This window comes from Dyadobacter sp. 3J3 (assembly GCF_009801115.1).
Classification (GTDB): domain Bacteria; phylum Bacteroidota; class Bacteroidia; order Cytophagales; family Spirosomataceae; genus Dyadobacter.
This window is the reverse complement of the sequence record NZ_VTOL01000002.1, coordinates 21,675-48,239: the sequence shown is the minus strand read 5'-3', so window position 1 is coordinate 48,239 and position 26,565 is coordinate 21,675. Positions and strand designations below refer to the sequence as shown.

At 38.6% G+C, this 26,565-nt stretch carries 25 protein-coding genes and 3 tRNA genes; 15 read left to right on the top strand and 13 right to left on the bottom strand.

What is annotated here, in order from left to right; all coding sequences use genetic code 11:
* Positions 1-27: 27 nt before the first annotated feature.
* The 5 genes from FZF08_RS04115 (at position 28) to FZF08_RS04095 (ending at position 4,191) form a co-directional block, all read left to right on the top strand.
* A complete protein-coding gene (locus FZF08_RS04115) occupies positions 28-1,803 on the top strand; it encodes a tetratricopeptide repeat protein (protein WP_159467381.1) in 1,776 nt (591 codons plus the stop codon).
* A 383-nt stretch (positions 1,804-2,186) separates the two neighbouring features.
* Positions 2,187-2,606, top strand: coding sequence for a globin domain-containing protein (locus FZF08_RS04110; protein ID WP_159467380.1), 420 nt, complete (start codon positions 2,187-2,189; stop codon positions 2,604-2,606).
* Positions 2,607-2,647: 41 nt separating this feature from the next.
* The gene (locus FZF08_RS04105) at positions 2,648-3,067 is read left to right on the top strand and encodes a globin domain-containing protein (protein ID WP_159467379.1); all 420 of its coding nucleotides are present in this window, start codon (positions 2,648-2,650) and stop codon (positions 3,065-3,067) included.
* 369 nt (positions 3,068-3,436) lie between these two features.
* Entirely contained in the window at positions 3,437-3,958 is a 522-nt protein-coding gene (locus tag FZF08_RS04100; RefSeq protein ID WP_159467378.1) for a hypothetical protein, read from the top strand.
* Between the two features lie 92 nt (positions 3,959-4,050).
* Positions 4,051-4,191, top strand: coding sequence for a hypothetical protein (locus FZF08_RS04095; RefSeq protein ID WP_159467377.1), 141 nt, complete (start codon positions 4,051-4,053; stop codon positions 4,189-4,191).
* A gap of 299 nt (positions 4,192-4,490) precedes the next feature.
* Here FZF08_RS04095 and FZF08_RS04090 read toward each other — a convergent pair.
* The 3 genes from FZF08_RS04090 to FZF08_RS04080 form a co-directional block, all read right to left on the bottom strand.
* A tRNA-Thr gene (locus FZF08_RS04090) sits at positions 4,491-4,563 on the bottom strand.
* 401 nt (positions 4,564-4,964) lie between these two features.
* Positions 4,965-5,037, bottom strand: a tRNA-Thr gene (locus FZF08_RS04085).
* A gap of 112 nt (positions 5,038-5,149) precedes the next feature.
* Complete coding sequence (locus FZF08_RS04080) at positions 5,150-7,054, bottom strand: DUF349 domain-containing protein (protein ID WP_159467376.1); 1,905 nt, start codon at positions 7,052-7,054, stop codon at positions 5,150-5,152.
* A gap of 106 nt (positions 7,055-7,160) precedes the next feature.
* Here FZF08_RS04080 and pdxH point away from each other — a divergent pair, with 106 nt between their 5' ends.
* Positions 7,161-7,799 carry a pyridoxamine 5'-phosphate oxidase gene (gene pdxH, locus FZF08_RS04075; protein ID WP_159467375.1) on the top strand — a complete coding sequence of 213 codons (639 nt, stop codon included), beginning with the start codon at positions 7,161-7,163 and terminating at the stop codon, positions 7,797-7,799.
* Positions 7,800-7,975: 176 nt separating this feature from the next.
* Here pdxH and FZF08_RS04070 read toward each other — a convergent pair whose 3' ends face one another.
* The 5 genes from FZF08_RS04070 to FZF08_RS04050 all read right to left on the bottom strand — a co-directional run bounded on the left by FZF08_RS04070 (position 7,976) and on the right by FZF08_RS04050 (position 12,866).
* Positions 7,976-9,259 carry a citrate synthase gene (locus FZF08_RS04070; protein ID WP_159467374.1) on the bottom strand — a complete coding sequence of 428 codons (1,284 nt, stop codon included), beginning with the start codon at positions 9,257-9,259 and terminating at the stop codon, positions 7,976-7,978.
* Between the two features lie 327 nt (positions 9,260-9,586).
* Positions 9,587-10,042, bottom strand: coding sequence for a hypothetical protein (locus tag FZF08_RS04065; RefSeq protein ID WP_159467373.1), 456 nt, complete (start codon positions 10,040-10,042; stop codon positions 9,587-9,589).
* Positions 10,043-10,077: 35 nt separating this feature from the next.
* On the bottom strand, positions 10,078-11,022 hold the full coding sequence (gene miaA / locus FZF08_RS04060) for a tRNA (adenosine(37)-N6)-dimethylallyltransferase MiaA (protein ID WP_159467372.1): 945 nt from the start codon (positions 11,020-11,022) through the stop codon (positions 10,078-10,080).
* A gap of 36 nt (positions 11,023-11,058) precedes the next feature.
* Positions 11,059-11,943 carry a hypothetical protein gene (locus FZF08_RS04055; protein WP_159467371.1) on the bottom strand — a complete coding sequence of 295 codons (885 nt, stop codon included), beginning with the start codon at positions 11,941-11,943 and terminating at the stop codon, positions 11,059-11,061.
* Positions 11,944-12,011: 68 nt separating this feature from the next.
* Complete coding sequence (locus FZF08_RS04050; RefSeq protein ID WP_159467370.1) at positions 12,012-12,866, bottom strand: methylated-DNA--[protein]-cysteine S-methyltransferase; 855 nt, start codon at positions 12,864-12,866, stop codon at positions 12,012-12,014.
* A 160-nt stretch (positions 12,867-13,026) separates the two neighbouring features.
* Here FZF08_RS04050 and FZF08_RS04045 point away from each other — a divergent pair, with 160 nt between their 5' ends.
* Together FZF08_RS04045 and FZF08_RS04040 are read left to right on the top strand one after the other, a co-directional pair.
* Positions 13,027-13,671, top strand: a complete 645-nt coding sequence (locus tag FZF08_RS04045) for a cysteine hydrolase (RefSeq protein ID WP_159467369.1) — start codon at positions 13,027-13,029, stop codon at positions 13,669-13,671.
* A gap of 15 nt (positions 13,672-13,686) precedes the next feature.
* Positions 13,687-13,998 (top strand): hypothetical protein, encoded by a 312-nt coding sequence (locus FZF08_RS04040; protein WP_159467368.1) that lies wholly within the window; start codon positions 13,687-13,689, stop codon positions 13,996-13,998.
* A 275-nt stretch (positions 13,999-14,273) separates the two neighbouring features.
* Here FZF08_RS04040 and FZF08_RS04035 read toward each other — a convergent pair whose 3' ends face one another.
* The gene (locus tag FZF08_RS04035) at positions 14,274-15,269 is read right to left on the bottom strand and encodes a Gfo/Idh/MocA family protein (protein WP_159467367.1); all 996 of its coding nucleotides are present in this window, start codon (positions 15,267-15,269) and stop codon (positions 14,274-14,276) included.
* A gap of 98 nt (positions 15,270-15,367) precedes the next feature.
* On the opposite strand from FZF08_RS04035, the gene FZF08_RS04030 reads away from it, so the two are divergent.
* The 4 genes from FZF08_RS04030 to FZF08_RS04015 all read left to right on the top strand — a co-directional run bounded on the left by FZF08_RS04030 (position 15,368) and on the right by FZF08_RS04015 (position 18,426).
* The gene (locus FZF08_RS04030; RefSeq protein ID WP_159467366.1) at positions 15,368-15,589 is read left to right on the top strand and encodes a VF530 family DNA-binding protein; all 222 of its coding nucleotides are present in this window, start codon (positions 15,368-15,370) and stop codon (positions 15,587-15,589) included.
* A 95-nt stretch (positions 15,590-15,684) separates the two neighbouring features.
* The gene (locus FZF08_RS04025; protein WP_159467365.1) at positions 15,685-16,578 is read left to right on the top strand and encodes a DnaJ C-terminal domain-containing protein; all 894 of its coding nucleotides are present in this window, start codon (positions 15,685-15,687) and stop codon (positions 16,576-16,578) included.
* 14 nt (positions 16,579-16,592) lie between these two features.
* Entirely contained in the window at positions 16,593-16,886 is a 294-nt protein-coding gene (locus FZF08_RS04020; protein WP_159467364.1) for a chaperone modulator CbpM, read from the top strand.
* A 304-nt stretch (positions 16,887-17,190) separates the two neighbouring features.
* Positions 17,191-18,426: a DEAD/DEAH box helicase gene (locus FZF08_RS04015; protein WP_159467363.1), complete on the top strand. Its 1,236-nt coding sequence runs from the start codon at positions 17,191-17,193 to the stop codon at positions 18,424-18,426.
* A 66-nt stretch (positions 18,427-18,492) separates the two neighbouring features.
* Here FZF08_RS04015 and FZF08_RS04010 read toward each other — a convergent pair whose 3' ends face one another.
* Positions 18,493-18,960 carry a CHRD domain-containing protein gene (locus FZF08_RS04010; protein WP_159467362.1) on the bottom strand — a complete coding sequence of 156 codons (468 nt, stop codon included), beginning with the start codon at positions 18,958-18,960 and terminating at the stop codon, positions 18,493-18,495.
* Between the two features lie 80 nt (positions 18,961-19,040).
* Positions 19,041-19,775 carry an SH3 domain-containing protein gene (locus FZF08_RS04005; protein WP_159467361.1) on the bottom strand — a complete coding sequence of 245 codons (735 nt, stop codon included), beginning with the start codon at positions 19,773-19,775 and terminating at the stop codon, positions 19,041-19,043.
* Positions 19,776-19,848: 73 nt separating this feature from the next.
* Here FZF08_RS04005 and FZF08_RS04000 point away from each other — a divergent pair.
* Together FZF08_RS04000 and FZF08_RS03995 are read left to right on the top strand one after the other, a co-directional pair.
* Positions 19,849-19,921: transfer RNA gene (locus tag FZF08_RS04000), tRNA-Lys, on the top strand.
* A gap of 248 nt (positions 19,922-20,169) precedes the next feature.
* Positions 20,170-21,465: a site-specific integrase gene (locus tag FZF08_RS03995; protein ID WP_159467360.1), complete on the top strand. Its 1,296-nt coding sequence runs from the start codon at positions 20,170-20,172 to the stop codon at positions 21,463-21,465.
* Positions 21,466-21,779: 314 nt separating this feature from the next.
* Here the strand turns inward: FZF08_RS03995 and FZF08_RS03990 are convergent, their stop codons facing one another.
* Positions 21,780-22,100, bottom strand: coding sequence for a helix-turn-helix domain-containing protein (locus FZF08_RS03990; RefSeq protein ID WP_159467359.1), 321 nt, complete (start codon positions 22,098-22,100; stop codon positions 21,780-21,782).
* 469 nt (positions 22,101-22,569) lie between these two features.
* On the opposite strand from FZF08_RS03990, the gene FZF08_RS03985 reads away from it, so the two are divergent.
* Positions 22,570-22,707: a hypothetical protein gene (locus FZF08_RS03985; RefSeq protein ID WP_159467358.1), complete on the top strand. Its 138-nt coding sequence runs from the start codon at positions 22,570-22,572 to the stop codon at positions 22,705-22,707.
* Positions 22,708-23,163: 456 nt separating this feature from the next.
* Here FZF08_RS03985 and FZF08_RS03980 read toward each other — a convergent pair whose 3' ends face one another.
* On the bottom strand, positions 23,164-26,427 hold the full coding sequence (locus FZF08_RS03980) for a hypothetical protein (RefSeq protein WP_159467357.1): 3,264 nt from the start codon (positions 26,425-26,427) through the stop codon (positions 23,164-23,166).
* Positions 26,428-26,565: the final 138 nt, after the last annotated feature.

Genomic DNA, 26,565 nt, shown 5'->3' with positions numbered 1-26,565 from the left:
TCTTAAACAATCGATATTACTGCAACTATGAAACTTCGTTTTTGTCTACTATTTCTTTTATCCAATGCTCAACTATATGCCCAATCTCAAAAGGCAGATAGTCTTCAGAATTTACTTCAGACGGCAAAAGAAGATACCAACAAAGTTATTCTAATGGTAGACCTCGCCATGGATTTATGGTCGTCGGATCCTGAAAAAACCATGGAATATGGTAACAAAGCCATGGAATTATCAAAAAAGCTCAAATATTTTCGCGGACAAGCAAGAAGCTATCAAATTTTCGGCGTCTATTATTGGCAAAAAAATGACTATGTTACCGCACTTGAAAACTATTCCAAAAGCAAAGAAATCTTTGAAAATATAAAGGATAAAAATGGAATAGCCCGGGCTATTTGTAATATGGGAATAGTTTATGGTGAGCAGGGAAATTACAGCCAGGCACTGGATAATTATCTACAGGCTTCTACAATTTTTCAGGAATTAGGAGATCAGAGCAAAATTGCATCAACTTATAACAGTATAGGAAATGTTTATAAAAACCAGAAAAATTTCGAAGAAGCATTAACATCATATAAACAGGCTCAAGGGATATGGCTTAAACTTGATGATAAAAAATCAATTGCCGGATCTTACATTAATATTGGTTCAATCTACACGAAACAGAAAAAATTCGGCGAAGCAATTTTAAGTGCAGACAAGGCATTGAAACTTTTTGAAGGTTTTAAGGATAGTAACGGACAAATCATTTGTCATAACAATCTGGGAGAGATTTATTTACAAAAGCAGCAATATGACGAAGCGCTTTCACACTATGAAAAAGCATTGGAACTCAACGAAAAATTCCAGAGTAAAAGATTGATGATAACCTCCTACAATGGCTTGGGAAATGTTAATACTAAATTAAACCAAAGCTCAAAAGCCATCACCAGTTATCAGAAAGCGAAAGACCTGGCATTGGCTACGGGCGTGAGACCGGCTTTGCAGCAAGCATATGAAGGTCTGGCGACGGTTTACGGTCAGGTGAATGATTTCCCAAATGCTTATCGTTTTCAGAAACTTTCTACTACCTTGAAGGATTCCATATTTAATGCAGAAAATGCAAGCAAAATGACAAATCTTAGGCTGCATTATGAAAGCGAGAAAAAACTGAGCGAAATAAAACTGATTCAGCAAGAGAAAGATCTCGGATATGCGACCCGTAATACTGCCATGCTTGGACTATTTGCAGGCCTTTTAGTACTAGGACTTGCTTTCAATCGTCAACGACTGAAAGTCAGGAAAAACCGAGAATTAAATGCCATTCAACAAGCATTGGCTGAAACGGAAATACGAAATAGTCTGGAAAAAGAACAACAATTGATAGCCGAACTTGAATTTCGGAACAAGGCTTTAACTACGCATACACTTAACCTGATTCAGAAAAACAGTATTCTGGAAGAAATCAGGCAAACGGTTTCCCTGACATTAAAAACCGGGCAAAGAGATGAAAATACACCTTTGCTCAGCAAGCTTATCAACCTGATCGATTACAGTTTCAACCTTGACCGGGACTGGGATGAATTCAAAATGTATTTTGAAGGTGTACACAAAGATTTCTTTTCAAAACTAAAAAGGGAAAATCCGGAATTGAGCGGCGGGGAACTTCGCCTGTGCGCTTTGATAAGATTAAACCTTAACTTAAAAGAGGCCGCTACCCTTTTAAATATCTCGCCGGATAGTGTAAAAACTGCCCGTCATCGCCTCCGCAAAAAACTCAATTTGCCCGAGGAAAGTAATCTCACGGATTACTTAATGACGGTTTAAATTATCAAAAAAGTACTTCTATTAAACTGAAACATCCTTTTTCCTTCATGGAGAAAGGATGTTCACCTTTTGTATACCCTCCATTTTTTTCTGTCCACTTCTTGTATACCTGTTAATTTAGGAAGCAAGGTTCGCCGTGGCTTATGTTTGTATCTCCTTACAGCAACGACCTGTTTGAAAGCACAATACCATCAATATCACCAAAATCAAGTTAGCCATGAGAACTAATCCTTTCTTATTATTATCAATCTTCGTCCAGTACTTATTCAGGCACTATTTAGATTATAACACACACCAGTTTCTTATCTCGTTTTTCAGCGTTTAGTACAGAACGTTTGCTCATTCGAGAATGTAAAATCTTTTTATCATTATCAAAACTCAAAATGAAAAATTCAAAAATTCTTATCATCAAAAACTCCTGGTTTCACATCGTCAATAATACTGAAAACGCTGGTGAATATTTCTATGAGGTATTATTCGAACTTGATCCTACCTTAAAACCCATGTTTAAAACCAATACCGAAGAGCAGTCTAAAAAACTGGTCACCATGTTATCCTATGTAATTTCCAAACTAAATGCTTTGGACGAAATAATGCCTCAAATTCAAGGCCTTGCCCAGCGTCATTCTAAATACGGGGTGAATGCTGAGCATTATCAGGTTGTGGGACAGGCACTAATACAAATGCTGGAATATAAGCTGGAAAAACAGTGGAATGAGGAAATTAAGGATGCATGGCTGGAAGTTTACACAATTCTATCAAGCGCTATGATCCGGTCAGCCTCGGAAGTCTCAAATGTATAATTTCAATTCGACCCGCTATTGTTTACTTAATCTCCTTAGCAATGACTGACCGCAATATTCTCATAATCAAAAATTCCTGGAGTTATGTTCTGTCTCAGCCGGAAAATCCGGGATCTGTATTTTACGATAAGCTCTTTGCAATAGCTCCCTGCCTGAAACACATGTTTAAATCAGATATGGATCAGCAAATGCAAAAGCTTACGGATATGATAACCTTCATGGTTACCCATTTACAAAACATGGCTGCAATAAGATCGGAAATTGACGCACTGGCCAGAAGGCATGCACATTACGGTGCAAAACCGGAACATTACAAAACGGTCGGCGATGCTCTAATTCAGACAATGGAGAGCAGTTCGGGTGCATTATGGAACGAAGAAACGCGGCTGGCCTGGACAGAATTATACAACATCTGGGCAACAGAAATGATTCTGGTTTCCGATTATGAGCAGCAGAAATGATTGCGATTTTTCGAAGGAAAACATCTTATATACTAAATGAGAGTAGTTTTTAAGCCAAAAAACTGGTCTGTATACCTTTTGTACACCTCATTTCCGGCCTCATTAACCTTTTGTATACCACCAAAAATTGTTGCACAGAAATTCATGTCCTACGTTTGCAGTGTGTTATTACAACACCGATTGTACCAATAAAAAAAGACTACGTTCTATCCTGAAAAAAATGATTATTAGCTATGAAAAAAATCTTAAAAGAATCCCTCTCAAAAGTATAATTGAGGATGAACAAGGTCATCCAGAACCGACAAAATTATTTAATTATTCTAAACCCGTAAGCAGGTTAAAACTAATCTGCTACTAAGCAACGTTGAAATGACAATTAACTTTAACAACCTCACAGAAGACGTAATTCCGATGAATCAGTTTAGACTGAAACATCGCTTTACAAATGATAGTTATGAAAAATTACCCGATTCGCACTTTAAACAATTGAAGCCTCTTGGCAAAAAAGGCGCTAATTTTTTATGGAACTATACGCTTAAATCTAATTTGCACGGCAACACACCATTTAGAAAAGATTTTTTCAGAACCATTGAAAAAGCCAGAATTTCGGAAGGAAGAGAAAAAGAAATAAAACTTTGGCTTTTCCAGCGGGGTATCCCTTTTGAAAAACCAGTTTTCTTATCCTGGCAACCTACCGAGGCCATGATTGTTCCCTGGAAGCTTTTGATAAAATATTTTGACCATTTCCATAACTGTACTTGTGGCGATTTGACTGTGGTGGATCAAAGCCTGAATTGGGCATTACTTTTCCACCACCAGGATGAAATATTCTTTGGCTCTAATTCAGAGGTGAAAATCATTGAAATGAACCAGGAATTTTTAATCGCATAAAAATCGTGATTCATTTTCGTTAAAAATTGTACTAACATGTCCGGACTCTAGATATTGAATGGCCTTTCTTGGCGCAAAACGGTAAAGAAAAAATGAAAGTCCGTTACTACCATCAGATATTGTCGTTCGAATCCGAAAACGAAGAACTGTTGAAAGAAATCGGAGAGAAATTTGATCGGGAACTAAAAAAAGGCCGTTTTCAAAATGATTTTGGAAAGTTCGAAGTAGACTGAAATTATAAATTCTATTCTTAACCAATTGAATCTCTAAATATTTAATTAGCAGAAATTATGCACGATTCATTACTACGCATCGACCGTGAAGAAAGCGTTTTCTTCTTCTTAATTTTTGTAATTATTCTGTGGATTTTCTCCTGTACCAGATCAAGTCGCGCGAAGTTCGCTAAAAATAATAACCCTATAATAATCGACTTCACAGAAACTTTGAACGTTCGAAAATTATCGGAAAATTTTAACACTTCATTTAAAACAAAAAAGCACTTATCTGAATAGGATAAGTGCTAAATTTTAAGAGCCTCCTGTCGGGATCGAACCAACGACCTACTGATTACAAGTCAGTTGCTCTACCAGCTGAGCTAAGGAGGCCTCTTTGTTTTATGATGCCGTTTGTTATTCCGTTATCATGGTGCAAAAGTAGAAGAACAGAGTATATAACGCAAGTTTTAAGGTATTTATTTTTAGATATTTTATTATTTATTTTTGTAGTAATTGAATTACAAGTAGTTGCATTTCTCCATTTATTTCAATTACGATCTTAATTCCAGGAAAGACTACTAAATACTCCTTTTCTGAAACTGATTTAAAAGTATAGTAAAGTTAAATTGATACTTTACTGACCTTGGCAGTAAATCGCGATTTTCAAAATGCAAATTTCAGTTCTCAATTTTTAATTATTCAGCGATTGTTAAAATTCTTAAAATTTATATAACTAACAGCACACAAAAAAAAACACTCAACATTAAATGTCAAGTGCTTGATCTTTTCAGAGCCTCCAGTCGGGATCGAACCAACGACCTACTGATTACAAGTCAGTTGCTCTACCAGCTGAGCTATGGAGGCCTCTTTTACATTGCGACACCGTTTGTTATTCCGTTATCGTGGTGCAAAAGTATAATAAATTTCAATACTGCATGCACGTTCATGCAAATATTTTAAACTTTTTTTTACCTTTTTAGATAGCTTCCTGAATTATAGACAGTTGGTGTTTCAACTCTTCAAGCTGCGCTTGTGCACTACTGATCTTTCTTTCAAATTCTGCTTTCAAACGATCCGAAGTTTTAGACTTCGCGAAAAATTCGATATTATTCTGCCATAAAGAAATATCATTTTCAAGTTGTGAAACTCTACGTTTGATATCATTTTCTTTGCGGAATAGTCCGCGGCTGCTTTCACCGTCACGCACCAGTTCAACTTCGCTTTCTAATACAGCCTGCTCTTTTTCCTTGCTCGACAATTTACCAATTGCGCTCACATAGGTATTTACAGCGGCTATATAGCGCTTTTGTGTGGCTTGCATATCCTTTTTCGGAACGAAACCAATAGAAGTCCATTCGCTCTTGAAAGCACTGAGCAGATCCAGAGATGATTCATCCTTATTCGCAGCAGCAATTTCAATACGTTCGATCAAATCAATTTTGCGGCGCAGGTTCTCCTCAAACTCAGCTTCCACTTCCTTATTTTTCGAACGTTTCTGATCAAAATAAGAATCACAGGCTTTTTTGAAACGATCGTAAATTGTGTCTTTATATTTTTCAGGAACCTGTCCTACTGCTTTCCATTTCTTTTGCAGCTCAATTACTTTCTGCGTATTGGAAGCCGTATCTTCGCCTGTTGCCAGTATCGCTTCTGCATCTGCACAAAGCTGATTTTTCAATTCCAGATTCTGCTCTCGTTTCGATTCAAGCTGACGGAAAAATTCACCTTTATTATGGAAAAAAGTTTTAAGCGTAGCCCAGAATTTTTTGCTGAGTTCCTTTCCTTCTTCACGCGGCATAATACCTTTTAAAGCCACCCACTGATCCTGAAACGCCATCACCTCTTTGGTTTTTGCATTCCATTCTTTTATACTTCCTGAATTATAGGTCGTGAAAGGAACAATGGCTTCGTAAATTTTCAGCTTCTGATCATAATTTTCCTGCATGGATTTTTTCTGCTCAGCAAACTGTCCGCGCTGTGCATCATACAATTGATCCAAAGCCACTTTAAAACGCTGCCAAAGTTTTTCCTGATCTTCTTTTGGTGCAGGCCCAAGGTGTTTGTAATCCTCAAAAATATGGTTAGCCTCAGCCAGAATTTCTTTCGTCATCGGGCGTGATTCAAGAGATTTGGCCAGATCTTCCACCTTTTTACATAACTCTGCTTTCAACTCTGCATTACGCCGGCGATCCAGTTCTTTAAGCTCGAAATAAATATTCCTGTTACTGAAATAACGGTCAATCAGCGCATTGTATGTGGCCCAAAGCGTACCATTATGCGGAGATGCAATATTACCCGCAGATTTCCACTCCTCCTGAATTTTCTTAAATTCTTCCCAGCTGGATTTCATCCCCGAAGGATCGGTTTCCCGTGTTCCCTCTTCTTCCAAAAGTGTCCGAAGGCGTTGCAAAAGAGAAGTTTTCACATTGAAATTTTTCTCCTTCTCCTTCTCAACACTTTGATAATAAGTATTTTTCAATCCTCTTATTTCACGGCTAAGAGAATCTATCTTTTGCGTCTCCGCATCATATTTAAATTCGAATCCATCTTCGCTACCCGAATCCGCTACAAAAACTTTAAGCGCGGCTTCTCTGTCGGTTTGCTTGATATGATCTAAAACAGGACGGATTTCACGAGCCAAAGCCTCTGCCTTTTTAAGGGACGTCGGCTTCACTCCCTCGCTATTAATCAAGGCTAACTCGTTTTCCAACAAATTAACAAGTTGTTCCTTAGACAATTGGCTATAATCTACATCTGGCGCTTCTTCTTCCAGTTCTTCCGTCAATTCATTGTTAAGATCAATTTCAAGGGTATCAATCGTTTTTTGTGTCAGGTCTTCCTGCGCATTGCTTTCGACCCCTTCTTGTTGTTCTTGTGCCATCGTGATTAATGTTTCGTAAGTACGTCCTCTTATAGAATACAAATCTAACAATCTTTCCTATGAATTGGCTAATTTTGAGCTTGTAACATTGATATATTACCAAACAATGAACCAGAAAATAGCAAATATACGAGCGGATTATAGCCAGAATGGATTACATGAATCAGAATTGGATGCTAACCCCCTGATTCAGTTCAATAAATGGTTTGACGAAGTTTTAAAATCAGGGCTTTCAGAATCAAATGCCATGCTGCTAAGTACAGTCAATAATGGACGGCCAACGGGAAGAATTGTTCTGCTGAAAGGTGTCGAAGACAATGGTTTTACTTTTTTTACCAATTATGAAAGTAAAAAAGGCCAGGAGATCGAAGCAAATCCTCAGGTAGCACTTACTTTCTTTTGGAAAGAATTAGAACGTCAGGTACGGGTTGAAGGAAAAATAGAGAAAACATCAGAAAAGGAGTCAGATGACTATTTCGCAATACGCCCAAGAGGAAGCCAGATCGGCGCATGGGTATCGCATCAAAGCGAAATAATTGAAAACCGTGAATTTCTCGAAGAAAAATTAAAATCCTTTGAAGAAAAATTCGAAGGTGTAACTGTCCCGCGCCCACTGCATTGGGGAGGTTACCGCGTAATTCCTGATTATGTGGAATTCTGGCAGGGAAGACCGAGTCGTCTGCATGATAGGTTGGCTTATGTTTTGAAAGATGGTGTTTGGGTAACGGAGCGCTTGTCGCCATAAGTTAGCGTTTAGCCGTCAGCGTTTAGGCGTTAGTTGTGGACTGATACGAGTATTATAAAAATAAAAAAGACTGACAGATAAGTTCCAATAGAACACTCTGTCAGTCTTTTTTATTTATCTTAAAATATCAAACTGCAACACTAACGCCTAACCGCTAGTAGCCAACAGCTAAAAACCTATCTCTCGCTTCTTTCTACGTAAGCACGTTTTGGCGCACCAACATAAACCTGACGCGGACGTCCGATTGGTTCTTTATTTGCACGCATTTCTTTCCACTGGGCAATCCAGCCCGGCAGACGTCCAATAGCGAACATCACAGTAAACATATTCGTAGGAATACCCAGCGCACGATAAATGATACCAGAGTAGAAATCTACGTTTGGATACAATTTACGTGATACGAAATATTCATCTTCCAAAGCCGCTTTTTCAAGTTTCTGAGCTATTTCCAAAACAGGATCACTGATTCCTAGTTTGCTCAAAACATCGTCAGCTGCTTTTTTAATGATACGTGCACGCGGATCAAAGTTTTTGTAAACCCGGTGACCAAAACCAAACAAACGGAAACCGCTTGCTTTGTCTTTTGCCATATCCACATATTTCTGAACATCTCCGCCATCATTCTTGATCGCTTCAAGCATTTCAATCACCTCCTGGTTTGCGCCACCATGAAGCGGGCCCCATAAAGCACTGATACCAGAAGAAATAGATGAGTAAATATTAGCGTGGGATGAACCTACAAGTCTTACCGTTGAAGTAGAACAGTTTTGTTCGTGATCGGCATGTAGAATAAGCAGTTTGTTCAAAGCTGCAGAAACAACAGGGTCAACTTTGTATTTTTCAACCGGTAAAGAGAACATCATGTTCAGGAAATTCGAACAATAGTCCAGGTCATTATTTGGATAGTTTACCGGATGTCCCTGCGATTTTTTATATGACCATGTAGCAATGGTAGGCAATTTTGAAAGCAAACGGATGATATGCAATTCCGTAGTTTCAGGACTGTCCAAATCAACCGTTTCAGGATAAAATGCGCTCATTGCACTTACCAATGAAGATAAAACACCCATCGGATGCGCGTTCACCGGAAAGCCTTCAAAAATCTTACGCATATCTTCGTTTACAAGCGTATGCGTCGTTATTTCATGTTGAAAAGTTGAATATTGTTCTTCTGTTGGTAATTCACCATATATCAAAAGATAGGCTACTTCAAGGAACGAAGATTTTTCTGCCAACTCCTCAATCGAATATCCACGGTAATTTAATATTCCTTCTTCTCCATCCAAAAAAGTTATAGCGCTTTTTGTTGCGCCTGTATTTTTGTAACCTGCATCTATGGTGATGTAACCGGTCTGGTCACGCAATTTAGCAATATCAATGGCCTTCTCTTTTTCACTACCTTCTATTACTGGGAACTGGTAATTTTTACCTTCAATGATTAATTCAGCTATTTCGGACATATAAATTAAGAATAAAATTAAAAGGTTAGTTTACTATATGTATGTTGATGACGGTTGAAAGCCCAAAGAACCAACCAACCTCTGATTTACTGAGCCGATATGTTAATTTTAGATTAAATTTCGAAAATGACTTATTAGCCGTAAAAACACAAGCCGCAATATCTTAAAAAACCTTGTATTTTCTATTATTATCAATGTTTAATTTGTGAAAATTCAAGAAAGGAGCTATAATCTTACACAATTTTAAGTATTAATAATAATATTCTATGGATCAACCGAACAATATTCAGAATCTACCTCACAAAAAGTTGAAAACGGCTTTAATACTTAGGAAACATCATTTTTTGTTTCATTCATACCGACCGGATTCGAATTCAGCACAGGCCTTAGCGATGATTTTACAAAATATCTTGCAAAAAGCCCTGTAAGTATTACCGGCAATAAATGTGCCCCGTAAATAAAGGCTTTCCCTGTAATCCTGTAAGCAAAAGATGAGAACATCGAGTAGACATACACAAACCAGAATGCGCTGATGAAAAGCAGTGTTATGTATCCAAATGCCGCTTTTTTCTTGTCAACAAAGCGAAATAAAACCTCTGAAATCATTACCGAAATAACTACAACAAGCAGTACCGTTCCCAGCGCCCTTGGGAAAGTTTTAATATAACTGTGTTTATAAATCAATATACCCAATTTACCGATCAAATTGGGATGTGCTAACAAATAGGCGTCGGTGACACTTAAAACAAATAAAAGCAGAACACTGCTTAGCTTTTTATTCATAACGTTACACTGATAATTGTTAAATGCTGTTTTGGTTAAATGTTTTGATTAAACGAATTGTAGGCCGTAATAATTCGATAAATATTTTCTTCTTCGTCATTATTATAATCCAGCCAGTTAACTGCAATTCCGTCTTTTTCCATTTTCCTGAAAAACGTCATCTGGCGTTTGGCAAAACGGTGAATTTCGGTTTCAAGCTTTGTATTCATTTCTTTATAACCTAATACGCCGGTCAGGTATTGGGTTACGTATTTATATTCAAGGCCGTAATAAATCAGATTTTCCGCACTGATCCCCGATTTCAGAAGAGATTCCACTTCTTCAATCAGGCCATTTTTCAATCTGTAATCCAATCTCCGACTGATCCGTTCACGCCGGATTTCGGCAGGCGGGTTCAGTCCAAAAACAAGAGGGTTGTAAACGGTTGCCAAATTTGTTTCTAATAAAATTTCTTTTTCAGGATTTTGTCCTAAAAAAGTTGAAATCTCAATGGCGCGGATCAGCCGTTTCCGGGTTGAAGTATCGGCCAGATTTTGATACGAACTCGGAAGATTATTAAATAAGAGAAGCAAGTCTTCATTAGAATTTTTTTCGAGTCCTTCACGAAGTTCTTCGTCAACCGGGATGACAGTATATGAATGTCCTTTCAATAAAGCATAGAAATAAAAACCAGTACCGCCGCAGGCAACCGGGACTTTGTTTCTGTCTCTAATATCCAAGAAGGAAGTTTGAAAATCCTGTTGAAAAAGATTTACATTGTACTTTTCTCCTGCATTAAGAATATCGATCAAATGATACGGTACTTGCCGGTCGTCAACTACATATTCTTCCAGGTCTTTTCCTGTTCCAATATTCATTCCACGATAAACCTGCCGGGAATCCACACTTAAAATTTCACCATTTATCCGTGATGCAACCTGATTGGCCAAATGTGTCTTACCGGAAGCCGTGGGGCCCAAAATGATTAACAATGGATTCAAGAGACTGGATTAAAGAGAATAAATTGATAAAGAAATTCAGTGAATGGTTTTGACAAATTTACGACTTCCGTCATTATAAATTTCAATTAGTTTGTCATCTTCAGGCTTTCTGTTGTCGCTATATCTAATATTACGAACAGGATCCAGCCAAAAACGAACAGGATCCTTGTCTGATATGGCCTCAAATCCCAGTCGCCTGTAACTTGCGCCGTCCGACCATTCCAGGTCAGCATAAGTCATAATATCACCCGGTCGGTAATCTAGTGTAAATGCTTGAAGCAGCTTATCAAACCCGCCAACCACCGTTGTATTTCTCAGATTTGCAAAACGGATTAATTCATAAGAGCGATATGGTATTTCCTCACGCTCGAAAGTACGCGGGTGACTAAACGTTGCGACTGCAACTAGTAATTCTTCTATTCCCGTATCGATTTGATAATCAGCGCTAAGGACACGAAAATAGCGTTTTGGCAAAAATAGTCCATATCGGATCTTAGATGAAACGGATCCTTGCAAATGGTTTTTGTCCAAAAAATCATTTGCCGTGAGTTTATCCAATTTCCTTATCTGAGTAACCCTACCGGGAATTCTTTCCGAAATACCCAAAATAGCATTTAATCTGGATTGAACGATTTCTCTTTTGTTGTACCATACATCTTCCCAAAGTGTAATGGTCGCAATTCCGTTTGACCTAAATTCAGCTCGTTTTATTTTGAAGACAGCAGTTTCGGATTCAACAATAATCTTCTGATCCTGCCAGGATTTTAGATTTATCAGTTTTAGAAATAAAAAGATCCTCTCATTTTTCCGGATTTCAATCAGGTCAAACAAATCATTGGCACTGGTTTTCAATTCCCAATCAAAATGCATCGACGAAAGCCAGTCAAATATTTCGCCGGTAAAAGTTGATTTTGAATTCAAAATAGTAACAATTCGTTTGCATAAAGCGGCAAGTTAGCGACTTGACTGCTTTGTAACAAAGAATTAACTCAGGAAACCAATCCGCCATCCATTTTAGCTGCCTCCCAGCCGATCAACGCTTTTTTGCGTAAACTCCCCCATCGATATTCACCCAAAACACCTTCTTTACGAATAACGCGGTGACAAGGAATAAGATAGGCGATCGGATTATCCCCTACCGCCGTTCCCACAGCCCTGACCGCTTTCGGATTTCCGATACTGTTTGCAATTTGCTGATAGGTGGTAACCGAACCTTGCGGAATTGTCAGCAGTGCTTCCCAGACTTTCAGTTGAAAATTTGTTCCCTGCACCATAATCGGCAGTTTTGTAAGCGTATCCAGATTGGGCGAAAAAATTCGGTGAACATAACTTTCGGTGATTTTCTGATTCGGTTCAATAGTCGCAAAATGCCATTTTTTGCCTAACAGGATTAGTTGATGTTCACGGGTGTCGTCGTCGACAAAAGCCATGGCGCAAATTCCGCGTTCCGTCACCGCGATGAAACATTCTCCAAAAGGCGTAACATGAAAACCATAACTAATTTTTAATCCTTTTCCACCGGTTTTAAATTCCTGAGGCGTTACCGCTTCAATACCCGTAAACAAATCGTAGACCCGGCTCTGACTGGAAAGTCCGGCCAATTCTGCAAGCTCCACCAGATTCGTTGACTCTTTGATTTTCTCTTTCAAATAATCTGCCGTGATGTATTGCAAAAATTTCTTCGGACTTACTCCTGCCCATTCCGTAAACATTCTTTGAAAATGAAACTGGCTTATATTTACTTCTTCCGCCACATCAAACAAAGAAGGCTGATTTTTGACATTTTCTGATATGTACTCGATTGCCTTGGCAATCTTTTCATAATTATAAGTTTCCTGATCCATTTGATTGTTAAATTGTTACACAAAGGTGCCTCCAAAAAAACTGCTCTTCAACCCAAAACTTGCGTTTATTATCAAAAATACCAGTATGTGAAATACGGAAATATTAATGATTGCAGTTATATTCACAGACTATTAATTATTTATCCAATCCGTAATGATCATGGAATTAAACCCAAATGAAACCGCCCTTGTTTTAATTGAATTTCAGAACGATTTCACTTCGGAAGGAGGAATATTTCACGGTGCAGTAAAAGGTGTAATGGAATCTAACAACATGCTACAAAATACAGTGGATACTGTTGCAGCAGCGCGTGAAGCTGGCATTCACGTCGTGTTTGTACCAATTTCATTTACAGAAGATTACCACGAAATCACGAACAAACCTTACGGCATCATGAAAGGTGTTATTGATAATGGAGCTTTCAAAAAAAATACCTGGGGAACAGAAATTATTGACGTTTTAACACCAGAGAGTGGTGATGTAATCATTGAAGGAAAACGTAGTTTTTGCGGATTTGCCAGCACCAATCTGGATTATATTTTACGCAGTACCGGAATAAAAAATGTTGTTCTGGCTGGATATTTGACCAATTGCTGCGTAGAATCAACTATGAGGACAGCATATGACAAAGGCTACAATGTGATCACGCTGACCGATTGCTGCGCCACTTTAAGCCAGGCAGAACATGACAACGCTTTAAAAAGTGATTTCCCGATGTTTAGTCAACCGATGACCCATACTGATTTCATTGAGGTTCTTGAAAATCAGAAAGAGCTGGAAATGAAAGGCAAAGGGTATGAATGATAAAGGAAAAATTTTATGAAGTTAGCCAACTATCCATTTGTAAGCTTGTTAATTTCTTTTCTTTACATACAAGAAATTCAGGCACAAAATTTTACTGGTCAGCAAAAAGCATTAATATCATCCATTAATGGTGCCTATAAAAGCAAGAAAATCACTTCAAAAGAGTATGCAAAATTATTGGAAGAGCAGGAGATTATTAAAAACACTATCCTGAAAGCACAGGCAGATGGCTTTATGGCTCCGGATGAAAAAAACAGAATTCATTCTAAACTTACCAGAGCCAGAAAGAGACTAGCAAAATATAAAACAAACAGGGAAATTTACTAAGCCCGTTTACTTTATAACAAAAAAGCTTCTCCAATATTTGTGAAGAAGCTTTTTTGTTATAAAGTAAAAAAGATATTAATATTCTTTTTTACTATCCTTTTTTACCTTCTTTTCAGCACGTTTTTCTTTAAGATTTTTCTCGGGCTCTTTTTTTGTGCTTCCCTTATCCAGATTTTTACCCTTTGCCATGACTATTAAGATTTAAATTTAATGTGGTAAAATAACAGAAATAACCCCATATTTTGTATCGCAAGCTACTTAAAAATTTTCAGGAATTACAAAACGTGATTTTGTCCTTTTGTAATCCAATCCATAATTAAATTGGCTCTGCCGCCCGTGATACCGTTACTCGGACTTCTCCCTTCTCCTCTTAATTCCGCAACAATCAACTCGATCAACGGTTGCTGCACATGTGGCGGATAAGGAATGTTAAATGTTTCTGAACCGGATTCCGTCTCCACGATAATATCAAATTTTTCAAAAAACGAAAACTTAATTCTTCCCTTTGACCCAACAATTTGCGCTGAGTCTTCCCGCTGCTCTTTATTGATTGTATAACACCAGGTACCGGTTCCCAAAACACCCGATTCAAATTCAAAATTTGCAACCGTGATATCATCCGCTTCGTATAAACCCGCCTGATTCCTCGCAATGCCACTTGCCTGTTTGATAGGCCCTAAAACGTATTCTAAATAATCAAACTGGTGTGAAGCCAGATCATGAAAATGCCCGCCACCGGATATTTCCGGCTGCACCCTCCATCTTGGTTTGCGCAATTCCCCAACCTCTTCATCGTAAGGCTGCCATTGCAAACAAATATTCACGTAACGAATATCGCCAATAATATTACTGTAAATCAACTCTTTAAGTTTTACAAAATAAGGCAGGGAGCGGCGGTAATATGCTACAAAAAGCGGAATTCCGGTTTCTGCACTTACTGCGTTCATCCGGTCACATTCTTCTGCGGACATTGCCATTGGTTTTTCAACATAAACCGGTTTTCCGGCCCGCATTGCCTTTTCCGCATATTCTTCGTGCACATTGGGCGGCGTCGCAATGTATATGGCATTCACTTCCGGATCACTGATAAGATCGTCCACGTTGCTGTACCATTTTGGCACATTATGCCTTTTTGCGTAATCCTCTGCTTTTTCAGCGTCCCTGCGCATAACTGCAATGAGCTGAGAATTTGGTACTATATTAAATGCCGGACCGCTTTTTACTTCGGTAACATTACCACAGCCAATAATCCCCCATTTTATCTGATCCATTCGTGTCTGATATTAAATTGAACTAATAAGTAAGCATAATAATTATTTATTCTAACAAATTTTCCTTTTACCTTTAATATCAATACTAAAATTTACGCATGGAAGGCCAGCTGAATAATCCGTTGCACGGAAAAACATTAGAAGCAATATTGAATGAACTGGTAGAATATTTCGGATGGGAACAACTTGGATTTCAAATCAATATTAATAGTTTCAACCATGAACCGAGCATAAAATCGAGCCTGAAATTTTTGAGAAAAACACCGTGGGCAAGAAAAAAAGTAGAAGATTTATATTTAAAAATGTTGAACAATAAATAAATCCTAACGTCGCAACGATGTTGCGTTGTGCGTTTTAATCGATAAAAAAATGATATTAAATAACTGGATACTGACTTACTTCATCAGATAAAAACATGGCTTTCGTTGATTATTATCAAATACTGGGTATACAAAAAACTGCTACTGAAAAAGAAATTAAAGCTGCTTACAGGAAGCTGGCCCGCAAATATCATCCTGATGTAAACCCGAACGACCAGGAGGCTCAAAAGAAATTTCAGGAACTCAATGAAGCCAATGAGGTTTTGAGCGATCCTGAAAAACGAAAAAAATATGACCAGTATGGAAAAGACTGGGAGCATGGGGAAGAATATGAAAAAGCCCGGCAAGCCCGTGCATCTTCCGCCAATTATGGCGGTGGATTTTCATCAGGCGGCGGTGATAATTTCTCCGACTTTTTTGAATCAATGTTTGGAGGAAATTCGGGATTTGGCGGTGGCCGTGCTGGTGGCCGACAAACTAAGTTCAGAGGCCAGGATTATCAGGCCGAAGTGCATCTGACTTTAACCGAAGCGTATGAAACCCATAAACAGACTTTAACGGTAAACGGAAAAAATATTCGTATAACAGTACCGGCAGGTATTGAAAATGGGCAAAATATAAAAATTTCCGGGCACGGTGGCGCCGGAAGTAACGGAGGCCCTAATGGTGATTTGTTTATCACATTTTCTGTTGCAAATGACGAGAAATTCAAGCGGCTGAAAAATGATTTATACCTCACAGCTGATCTTGATTTGTATACTGCTGTTTTAGGTGGAGAATTGATCATTGAAACATTGAGCGGAAAAGTAAAGCTTCCTGTTAAAGCGGAAACACAAAACGGAAATATTGTTCGTTTGAAAGGAAAAGGTTTCCCGGTTTACAAACAGGATGGCCAGTTTGGAGATTTGTATGTAACGTTTAATATAAAAATTCCGACAGATCTTACCGAAAAACAAAAGGAGCTGTTTACTGAGTTATCTAAATCCTAATCCAATTTTTTGCTATGGAAACTGATCAGCTGATTTCGATTGATATATTTTGTAACCATTATAAAGTTGAATATTCTTTCGTCCAGTCTTTGCAGGAAGTTGGACTAATTGATACTGTTTTTGTTCAGGAAACACAATATATACACCTGCCACAACTTCAAAAACTGGAAAGAATGATTCGCCTCCATGACGATCTGGATGTCAATCTGGAAGGAATAGAGGTTGTTCACCACTTACTGAAACGTGTAGAATCTATGCAGGGAGAGATCGTTTTGTTAAAAAACAGACTGCGCCTTTACGAATCTTAATGCCTCTTTGTTAGGATTAAAGCTACTGATTGTCAGTATATAAAACCTGGTTTTATATACTGACAATCAGTAGCTTTTTATTGTTAAAATCAGTAAAGAATCATATTAATGAATTAAAATTTTACTTAATTTCTATTTTTGTAAGAATAATTAACGTCGTTAGATTTTATCATTTTCCAGTTCCTACCGCCATTTTTTACTTGTATAAAAATCAAAAAATAATGATTGACAAATAACGGCGTATCTTTGCCAAATGTTAAATGAAGGCAAATGAGCAATCACTTGCCTGACCATATTATAATTTATGAAATTCGAAGATTACCACATTGTTCCCGAAATAAAGCGAAGTCTGGAAAAAGCCGGGTTCAAGCGCCCAACCGATATACAGTTCAAGGCGATTCAACCGATCATGAAAGGTGAAGATGTACTTGCAATTGCCCAAACCGGAACCGGAAAAACAGCTGCTTTTGCTATTCCTATCATTGATATATTACACCGCAGGAAATCAGCAACCAGACCGGAGGGAATAAAATGCATTGTGATGGTACCTACACGTGAACTTGCAATCCAGATCACAGAAGTTTTTGACAGGATTGGTCAATACACCAAAGTTAAAGCGTTTAGCGTCTTTGGAGGCGTAGAACAAGGACCGCAAATTGCACAACTTGAAAAAGGTATCGATATCCTGGTTGCAACACCGGGAAGAATGTTCGATCTCGTGAGTCAGGGACATATAAAGCTCAACCGCATAGAAATACTTGTACTGGACGAAGCCGATCATATGCTGGATCTTGGTTTCATAAAAGATATACAGGATCTGATAAAATTTCTTCCGAACACGAGACAAACCTTATTTTTCTCTGCAACAATTAATGAGAAAATTAAAAAACTGGCTTATTCACTGGTTCGGAATGCGATACGTATACAGATATCGCCCAATGATAAAGTTGCTAAAAACATTACGCATTCCGTAGCTTTTATAGGCATGGACGATAAGCGTTTCTTTCTGGAAAGGATCGTTGGAGAGAATGTAGAAAGTAAAATTCTGGTTTTTGTGCGTACCAAAGTCCGTGCGGAAAGAGTGTTCAAAGCGCTGGAACGAATGGGAATCAAAAGTGTGACCATCCACGGTGATAAGGATCAGGACGACCGCCTTGAAGCTATGAATTTATTTAGAAAGGGTGATATTAAGATACTGATTGCTACAGATGTAAGTGCAAGGGGAATTGATATTGCCAATGTCGATTTCGTAGTAAATTATGACCTTCCTGACGTGGCAGAAAACTATGTTCATCGCGTTGGACGTACCGGCCGAGGAACCCATAAAGGCTTTGCCGTTTCGTTTTGCAGTCCGGAAGAAAAACCTATGTTGGAAGAAATTCAGGAATTCCTTGGAAAACCAATTGAAGTTTTGAAAATAACAGGCCAGGAATATTCAGAAACGATAGATTTCAGTGCCGAGCCAAAAGATGATTTAAAAGCGCTGATGAAGGAAGTTGAAGATTTTGAATCAAACAAGAAAAAGAAGAAAAAGAAATAATTTTCAGGGCATAAAAAAAGCGATCGTAGAAATTCTACGATCGCTTTTTTTATGCCCGTTTTATTTTTAATATTCTACCTCATCAATAGTAATCTGGCCACGAATTTCACCGTAAGGATAAGTTTTACTAGTAATATTAACATACATGGCACCTAAAATCAATGAAGTTTGATCTCCAACTGAAACGTTTTTAACAGAACCTGAAATCTGAGCACCGGTTGGAGTGGATGCCAAAGTATATACAACACCTCCAATTTGCCACGACGGATTAGCCGCATTGATCGTTATCGCTGTTGGCGTAACGTTTTGATATGAAATATTGTAAGTCAACTCCTTAGTCACCTTGTTGTACTCAAATACACCTGTTCCCTGAGCAGTAGATGAAGATTTTGGAATTGCCGGCTGACTATTAATTGTTGCATGAAATTTTACTACATCATCTTCTTGTGGCCCTTTTTCTTTACAGGAAGAAACCAGGCCTAACATAGCAACACCAGTCATTAATAGTAAAAAACGTTTCATTGGCTTTTTCATGAATCTTGATTTTTAAAACAAATTATTCGATAAATATATACAAAGTTACTTCTCCACAAAAATGATACCAGCCAGATTCACTAAATATTCCACAAATCGCTTTTTCTTACATATACAATCCTGTTGTTCCAGATAACGCGATCCCAGTGATCAACAGAGCCAACAATGGTAAGTTTGTGGCCTTTACCGACCTTTTCAACAACCAGTGATGCGGAGGAAGGCTCATCTCTCAAAAACGTATTAGAATTGACGATAACACAGGTTTTATAGAGCGATGGAATATTAAGCAACCCCAGCAAAGCGACAAGATAGAAAATTATTGAGATCTTGTGAATTTTTAAAATCGGTTCCTTCCGGCGTACTTTCATGACCATGATCAGAACGATGTATGCTCCCAAAGTTAGGAGCAAAATTGGTATGTAATCACCATAACGTCTGTAAAAAATTATAAAATAATTATAATCGTCGAATTCATAGCCTTTTAAATTTTGCTCCGACGCCAGTTTATCCATTTTTTCAAACAGTTTTCTGGAAGGCGAAATTAACGCGAGCTTGCTAAGATAATAAAGGCAATCGGTATAGTCATTTGTCTTTTCAGCCAAAAAAGCGAGCTTCAGGAGCAGGCTTTGATTATTTTTTTCGCCATTTCCGAAATTTTTTTTATACAGTACCGTCGCCTCCGAATACTTAGCCATAGCAAACAGAGAATCAGCTCTTTTTAATTCATTTTTACTGGCCGAAAACACTTCACATTTGGGTAATATTGAACCCAAAAGTATCCAGAAAATTAGGTTTTTATTTATCAGGGCTTGCATTTGACTTTTAAGAATTCTACTTTTGCATCGCAATTACGGAAAACGCCACGGCTATTCCAACTGCAAAAATAATGATTCCGTAGCTCAGCTGGTAGAGCAATACACTTTTAATGTATGGGTCCTGGGTTCGAATCCCAGCGGGATCACTGAAAGCGCCTCAAACGGCGCTTTTTTTGTATATAATGATTTAATAATCAGTCATTTTTACAAAAAAGTAGTTCATTCTGAATCAAAGTAAATCAAGGTATTCGGTTACCTATTCAGTTACCATTTGAAATCCCTAAATTAGGTAACCGATTTTCCGATAAAGACTTGTGTGAGAAGATGTTTTGGAAATCAATGTGTCAATCCGGTAGAACGGAAAAAACTTTTGACCACTTAAACAATGTGAAGAATGAAAAGCAATCAGAAACTCTCAATCCTGTTTTGGCTGTTTAAAGCCAAAGCTTCCAGGGATGGCAAGGCTCCTATTTATGCTAGAATCACCATTGAAGGTATCAATGAAGAAATTTCACTGGGCCGAAAAACCTTGCCTAAGTTTTGGGATAACAAAATTAAGCTTGTGACAGAGGGAAGCAGTGAAGCCAGAATCACCAACCAAAAGATTGGCAAACTTAAAACGGATCTGGAAAGTCATTTTATGCTCCTGCAATCTCAGCAAGACCATATCACTCCTACGATGCTCAAAAACGCTTATTTGGGCCTGCCGATAATTAGCCAGAGAAAAACATCAGGGAGCACCACTCAAAACACCACAAAGACAATTTTAGAAGCGTTTGATCGTTTTATTCAAACTTTTGATCAAAAGGTGAAAAAGAATTTGAGATCTGAGGGTACTTTACGTCATTGGCGATCGACCAGAAAGAAGGTTTCACAATACATTAAGCATCAATATGGCCGGAATGACCTTGACTTAAGAGAGATTAGATACTCCTTTGCGGATTCATTTTATAATTACCTGACACTGGAAGTTGAAGATCCACTGGCAGAGCCGACTGCAAAAAAGCATATCAAAAAAACAAAGCAAATTTTAGGAGGCTGTGTAAACGAAGAACTAATCAGCGCAAATCCGATCAGCTCTTTTGTATGCGGTGCTGATGAAACAGATATTCCACCACTCGAACTTTACGAAGTGGAAACTATCTACAAAAAAGAAAATTTGGTTGAAAGACTTGAAGAAGTACGTGATGTCTATATATTTCAATGCTTTACTGGCTTTGCCTATCAGGATCTTTTTGATTTGAAAACTGAGAATATAGTCAGAGTAGGTAAAAACGCCGAAAGATGGCTCATTAAAGATCGTGGCAAAACAGGTGTGTCTGAAATGGTGCCAATTTTGCCTGTTGTGGAAGAGATACTTGAAAAGTACAAAGGTCATCCATGTTGCAAAATCAATGGTAAATTACTTCCTGTCAACAGCAATGCACATTACAACGGCTATTTAAAGGAGTTAGCCATCATCTGTAATGTCGCCCGCGAGCTGAATACGCACTTAGCCAGACATACTTTTGCTGACATTATGCTTAATAGCGGTGTGCCACTCGAGGATGTAAGCAAAATGCTCGGGCACAAATCCATCCGTACTACACAGCGCTATGCCAAGGTACGTAAGCCAAGGATCAGTCAAAACATGGAAATGGTAAAATCTCTGCTATTTACCAGTGAAGGAAAACTGAGAAGTGTCAGCTAGCTCATATTAAAAAATACAAAAACGCCACTAAGTAAAATCATACTTAGTGGCGTTTTTTCAGGAAAGGTGTTTCATTTTTGCCCTTAACTACTCCTCTCAGTTTTATTCCAGATCCATTGCCAGGCACACATTTTCCAATCTGTGATTAATTCACCCTTTGGATTCAACCAACTTTTATTGGAATAATAGCAAAAAAATCCTTTAGCCATAGTCTCAGTTTTTCCACTCTGAAAAAAATAAATTTTAACATGGCTCCATGAAGGTGGAACCATAGTGCCATATCCTGATGTCCTTTTCAAATTTATCATACCCAATTAAGATGATACCCGAACTTTACTTTTTTCAAACATCTTTGTAATATCTTCCCTATCGTAATAAATTACCCCACCTATCCTAATAAATTCAAGTTGTCTATTGGATCTGAGCCAATGAAGTTTACCAGGGGAAATATCCAGCAACTTCCTGACTTCGCTGGATTTAAGCCATTTTTTAGTTGGGCGTCCATGATCTACTTTTACAATCGTTCGAATCTCGTCCAGTAGATCAGACTTGAAATTCTCAAGGTCGCCCATAGTTACAAGCTGATTTGCGAAAATGACATCTCCCCTCTCTCTGTGCTTTCTCTCTGTTGCCATTGTCTTACATTTAGGTTACTGAATAATTTCAAACTACTTTCAAGAATGTATTCACCGGTATATTCAGAAGCTTATCAATTTCAGATTTTAGGGCAGCTATCTGACTTGCACAACTCCAATTACAGAATTTCAAAAATACTGGACTCCATTTAAATTCACATATTTATTGTTTAAAACGGTGAAGCTCATTCCTGACGGAGCAGAAACTTATATTGGGAATTAAAAAAAAGAAGCGATACCAGTGTGTTTTCCTTTGGTATGATTAAGCATAGCCTGTGGTACTTTATGAAAACATTAGTTGCAATACAGAAAACGGGATTGTCTTGTTGATAATCCTTCATATTTAATCCGATACAAAACTTCAAACTAACTAATTTTCAATTAGTTATAAATTTTAAGGGACAAATAAGGGACATATAACATTCTAAAATCGGCTACTATTTACAAATATCGGCAATTACAGAAAATTATGGCTAATTACATTCCGGATAATATTTTTAGTAAATATTATCCGGAATGTAATCCCTATCGCTCGCACTATTTATTACTCGATGTGGTTGGTGAGCAACATACCCAAACACAACTTTTTCCACGACAGGCACTTTGAAATACCAGGCTAACACACTCATTATTTACAATAAAAAAAGGAACGATCATATTTTCCTTAGGTGCAGCTAGTGAGAGCCAAATCGAACAATTGACGCCACTTCTAAAGCTTTTTCGAGAGATAAAATAACTTCGGGTTAATACTAATTTGGATAAAACAATAATCAGCTTGCGTGGAGATGGCGGGAGTGAAATCGGACACCTGACCAAGCTTTTGAAGCTAATTCAGGCAATAAATCTAAGGATTGATTAGGTGTTCAACTCCGGTTCTCGGTACAAAAGCCCTTCAACGAAAGTTGAGGGGCTTTTTTCGTACGGCTGATTAAAGACTTATCCGATTCGGGATATATAGCAGTAGCATCGTCATACTACAAGAATACACCCAGTTGTTATCAATTGCTGTTAACAAAGAATGCGAGCAGTAAGAAATAATACCGAAGTTTTGAGGTGGCCCGCTTTATTCAAATTGGCTTTCGTCAAACTCCTGGTCTAAATGATGTGCCATGACTTGAAATAGTTTCCTTAAACCGGCAACACCTTTTGTAGTAGCAATTTCCGGCCACCCAGTACTGATAAGGTGTTTCTGGTAAGCAAACTCATTTTGGTGACGGTGGAATTTCTGTTCCCAAAACTCGACAAAGAACGGCCTAATTAGCAGGACAGTCAATGCATCAGAGGGACTTTGAGAAACGACACTTAAATAGGTACGAATAGTGGCTATTTGAGTTCTGTATGCCTCCACAGCATTTCCTTTCAGAGAAGCAAACCAATAAACTACGATCGTTCGGAATGAATCAGATCTTTCTCCTGCAAGATTCATCAAGTCAGTATAAGTGCTTCTCGGGTCTGAGAAAACCTTAAACATCTCGGCAAGATCTATAAATGCTGATTCGTGGACGAAGCATGGACTGATTTTTCTATAACGCTCAATGCCGCTGAGCATTTGATCCAAATCACCGCTAGTAGTGTAGTCTCCAAGCAATTTCAGGATGATAGGTAATGTTACGAAATAGTTAAGAACGAGGTCAGTGTCACTGGGAACTACTGAGCCCAGTATGGACATTTTCCTGGTAAATTCGTCTTGACCGCCAGCGCTTTGGGTCTGAAATTTTGAACTTAACTGATTGATTTGCTCAAGTAGTTGCAAAACGAAATAGGCCGCCTCCTCATATTTTTCTTCCACGATCAGATTAGCGTGCATTCCCAGCATCAGGATGGCAAATTTGTTATCATGGTCATCCTGATTGAGACGACGGCACTCTTCAAACCAATTTGATGCCGACTTCTGATCTTCGAGTGCCTCAAATATCTGCACCATCAGATAAGCGGCCATGAACCTACGCTGCTCAAAATAAAAATCCCCCGCCAACAACTGTGTGTTGCTTCTGAGGAAAATACCCCGAAAGGGAACAGTATATTCCCCCCCTTCGGCAGGTGGAAGCGGCTTTTTGATAAACTTATGATAATAGTAATTTATCACGTGGGAATATCGGACGACCATTGCTTTGAACTCGCCTGTTCCCTGATAGGAAGAGAGAATTCGTTTCATTCCCTGCTCCATGATATAAAAAGTACTGGTACTTTGATCCTTTTCCCAGACTGAAACAGCGTACTCCCCGATTATCTTATATGAAAAAATCTCATCGACGTAGCTATTATCAACCTGAAACTCAAACGCCTTTTCTGCATAGGTATGCGCTAGAGACTTCCCAATGCGTTCATAGAGCTGGCTGAGAATGAGATAGATTTCCGATTGCTCGGTGAAGTACTCTGGCACTTGAATCTCTACGGCTGTCAGAAGATAATCCTTCGCCGCATCTGTTTCCCCTTTATAAAACAATTGCTGCCCTATTTCATTGCATACAATAAAACGATCCAAATCTGCCAGGTCGGTATTTTGCAGATATGCGTTGGCAGATGCTGATGCAGCCAGCGCATCGTCTAGATGCTTTACCAGAACCAAAATCTTCGTTTTGATTCCATAAGCTATCAAGATTGGTAATCCTTGATCCTTCGAAGCGCTGAGTATCTCTTCAAGGAAGGCGAGCAACAAAGGCCAGTTGGGATTCTTTGATGCACCCTCTCGCTCGTACTGCGTCTTAAAGAACATATGGCAACAAGCAATATGCATATCCCCTGACTGGGATTTCGACCTCTGCTCGCCGGTCAATTCATTGAACCCCACTAACCACAAACGAAACTCTTCAATAGAGCTCACTGATGTTAGATTTCTCCAAAGCAAACTTTCTACCGAAAATTTGCTCGAGGCTAAAATTCTATCGAATTTAGGATCATCAATATTGTGGACGTACCGAAGTGACTGCACCAGATAGTGATTGCTTCTGGAAAAATCATCAGATCCTGAAAAATGAAGTGCTAAAAACAAAGTTGGATACGAAACATCAACCGCGCCTTTGACAGCTCGTTCAACAATTTTTTCAAGGTCAGCAATCAAAAAATCCAGGTAAAACTCTGTCAACCAATCGCTTCGTCGTTTGACCAACGAGATTTGTATCGTACGGATTACTGCCTGTAAATGAAGGTCTACCCCCGACGGAATTGAACCTTTTGTCCAGAACAAAATGAAGGGTATATCAGGAAAGGCGTCGGAATGCTCGTTCAGATATTCAAGAGCTAGAGAAAGCACAAAACCGGCTAGATCGACTCTTTTTGATCTCTCGAAGTACCTAAGTGCCTTATCCGCATCTACAAGACTTATCGCGCTATTTCTAATAATCTGACGCCCAAGCTTCTCGTTAATAGTCGATCTTAGCGAAGGCGCGACATTGTCTCCCCCCAGCTTGGACACTAAAGGAGAAAGCGCGTAGATATCTCTATGTCGAGAGATCCATTTACCGGTGAGCATCCCCATTTTTTCGTATGGGAGTTCGATCGTTGGGGCTGCTTCACAAACAATATCAATTTGAGGGTTGGAAAATAAGCCGATGATGAGTCGCAAGCGGTATAGCATATTCCGAGTTGCTGCATCTGTTACGTCGGCCAATACTTTTTCAACAGTTTGCTCTTCAAGATATGGATCATACCCAACAGAGGTCAGCGCTTCAATATCTAGATTTGTCAAAACCCAGTCATGGCTTTGGAAGAACTTGCAAAGTGCGTTAACCAATGTCGGCTGCCCGCCGCTCGAAGAGGAGATAATACTTGTAAAAACTCCCAGGTGGGCGGCCTCACAGCCAAAACCAGTTGCGACGTCCTGAATTTCGCTTTCTTCAAAAAGTTCTAGTCTAGATTCAACGATACCATCGGTTTCTGGTAAAAACCCAAGCCTAGGCAGCACTTCGTAATTGCTAGTTGTTAGGAGCTTCGCGCCGGATTTCACTAAAAACTGCCGAAGATCTGTAAGAAAAAGTTGGGTATTCCTGCTTGAATCGATCCTGGGAAAATCGTCTAGAACAATTAAACTATTTTCGTTAACTGCTTCTGCCAACTGCAAGAAGTTTGATGACTTTGAATATTCCAGGGAAAAGTGGACGCATAATTCGTGAAGCAAAATCCCGGGCACCAGCTCGACGGGGAACTGTTTCAAATCGATCCAATACTGGTTTTCAAATTTTTGCAGGATGCTAGTAGCAAGCATTGTTTTACCGCTGCCAACGATGCCTACAAGATTGACCCATTTATTTTCAATCAGTGAGTTTTGAAGGCTTTCTTCAATTTTTCGCGCAATATTTCTCGGACCATTGACGTGATAAGGAATCACGCCGCGCAGGTCGTATTGCTGTTGAATAAAAAATGGCGCTACAAATTTATTTCGTATCTGGTCGATCTGAGATCTGATCTGATCATCGCTACCGTGCTGCCCAGTTGAGAATCCTTGACCCGCATTGCCAGTTCCAGA

Coding starts and splice junctions, on each gene's coding strand:
- FZF08_RS04110 (WP_159467380.1), top strand. CDS start 2,187: ATGAAAAATTCAAAAATTCTTATCATCAAAAACTCCTGGTTTCACATC.
- FZF08_RS04005 (WP_159467361.1), bottom strand. CDS start 19,775: ATGCAAGCCCTGATAAATAAAAACCTAATTTTCTGGATACTTTTGGGT.
- FZF08_RS04050 (WP_159467370.1), bottom strand. CDS start 12,866: ATGGATCAGGAAACTTATAATTATGAAAAGATTGCCAAGGCAATCGAG.
- FZF08_RS04010 (WP_159467362.1), bottom strand. CDS start 18,960: ATGAAAAAGCCAATGAAACGTTTTTTACTATTAATGACTGGTGTTGCT.
- FZF08_RS04025 (WP_159467365.1), top strand. CDS start 15,685: ATGGCTTTCGTTGATTATTATCAAATACTGGGTATACAAAAAACTGCT.
- FZF08_RS04080 (WP_159467376.1), bottom strand. CDS start 7,054: ATGGCACAAGAACAACAAGAAGGGGTCGAAAGCAATGCGCAGGAAGAC.
- FZF08_RS04015 (WP_159467363.1), top strand. CDS start 17,191: ATGAAATTCGAAGATTACCACATTGTTCCCGAAATAAAGCGAAGTCTG.
- FZF08_RS04095 (WP_159467377.1), top strand. CDS start 4,051: ATGAAAGTCCGTTACTACCATCAGATATTGTCGTTCGAATCCGAAAAC.
- FZF08_RS04065 (WP_159467373.1), bottom strand. CDS start 10,042: ATGAATAAAAAGCTAAGCAGTGTTCTGCTTTTATTTGTTTTAAGTGTC.
- FZF08_RS04105 (WP_159467379.1), top strand. CDS start 2,648: ATGACTGACCGCAATATTCTCATAATCAAAAATTCCTGGAGTTATGTT.
- FZF08_RS04035 (WP_159467367.1), bottom strand. CDS start 15,269: ATGGATCAGATAAAATGGGGGATTATTGGCTGTGGTAATGTTACCGAA.
- FZF08_RS04040 (WP_159467368.1), top strand. CDS start 13,687: ATGAAGTTAGCCAACTATCCATTTGTAAGCTTGTTAATTTCTTTTCTT.
- FZF08_RS04070 (WP_159467374.1), bottom strand. CDS start 9,259: ATGTCCGAAATAGCTGAATTAATCATTGAAGGTAAAAATTACCAGTTC.
- FZF08_RS04115 (WP_159467381.1), top strand. CDS start 28: ATGAAACTTCGTTTTTGTCTACTATTTCTTTTATCCAATGCTCAACTA.
- FZF08_RS04100 (WP_159467378.1), top strand. CDS start 3,437: ATGACAATTAACTTTAACAACCTCACAGAAGACGTAATTCCGATGAAT.
- FZF08_RS04030 (WP_159467366.1), top strand. CDS start 15,368: ATGGAAGGCCAGCTGAATAATCCGTTGCACGGAAAAACATTAGAAGCA.
- FZF08_RS04045 (WP_159467369.1), top strand. CDS start 13,027: ATGGAATTAAACCCAAATGAAACCGCCCTTGTTTTAATTGAATTTCAG.
- FZF08_RS03995 (WP_159467360.1), top strand. CDS start 20,170: ATGAAAAGCAATCAGAAACTCTCAATCCTGTTTTGGCTGTTTAAAGCC.
- FZF08_RS03990 (WP_159467359.1), bottom strand. CDS start 22,100: ATGGCAACAGAGAGAAAGCACAGAGAGAGGGGAGATGTCATTTTCGCA.
- FZF08_RS03985 (WP_159467358.1), top strand. CDS start 22,570: ATGGCTAATTACATTCCGGATAATATTTTTAGTAAATATTATCCGGAA.
- FZF08_RS04020 (WP_159467364.1), top strand. CDS start 16,593: ATGGAAACTGATCAGCTGATTTCGATTGATATATTTTGTAACCATTAT.
- pdxH (WP_159467375.1), top strand. CDS start 7,161: ATGAACCAGAAAATAGCAAATATACGAGCGGATTATAGCCAGAATGGA.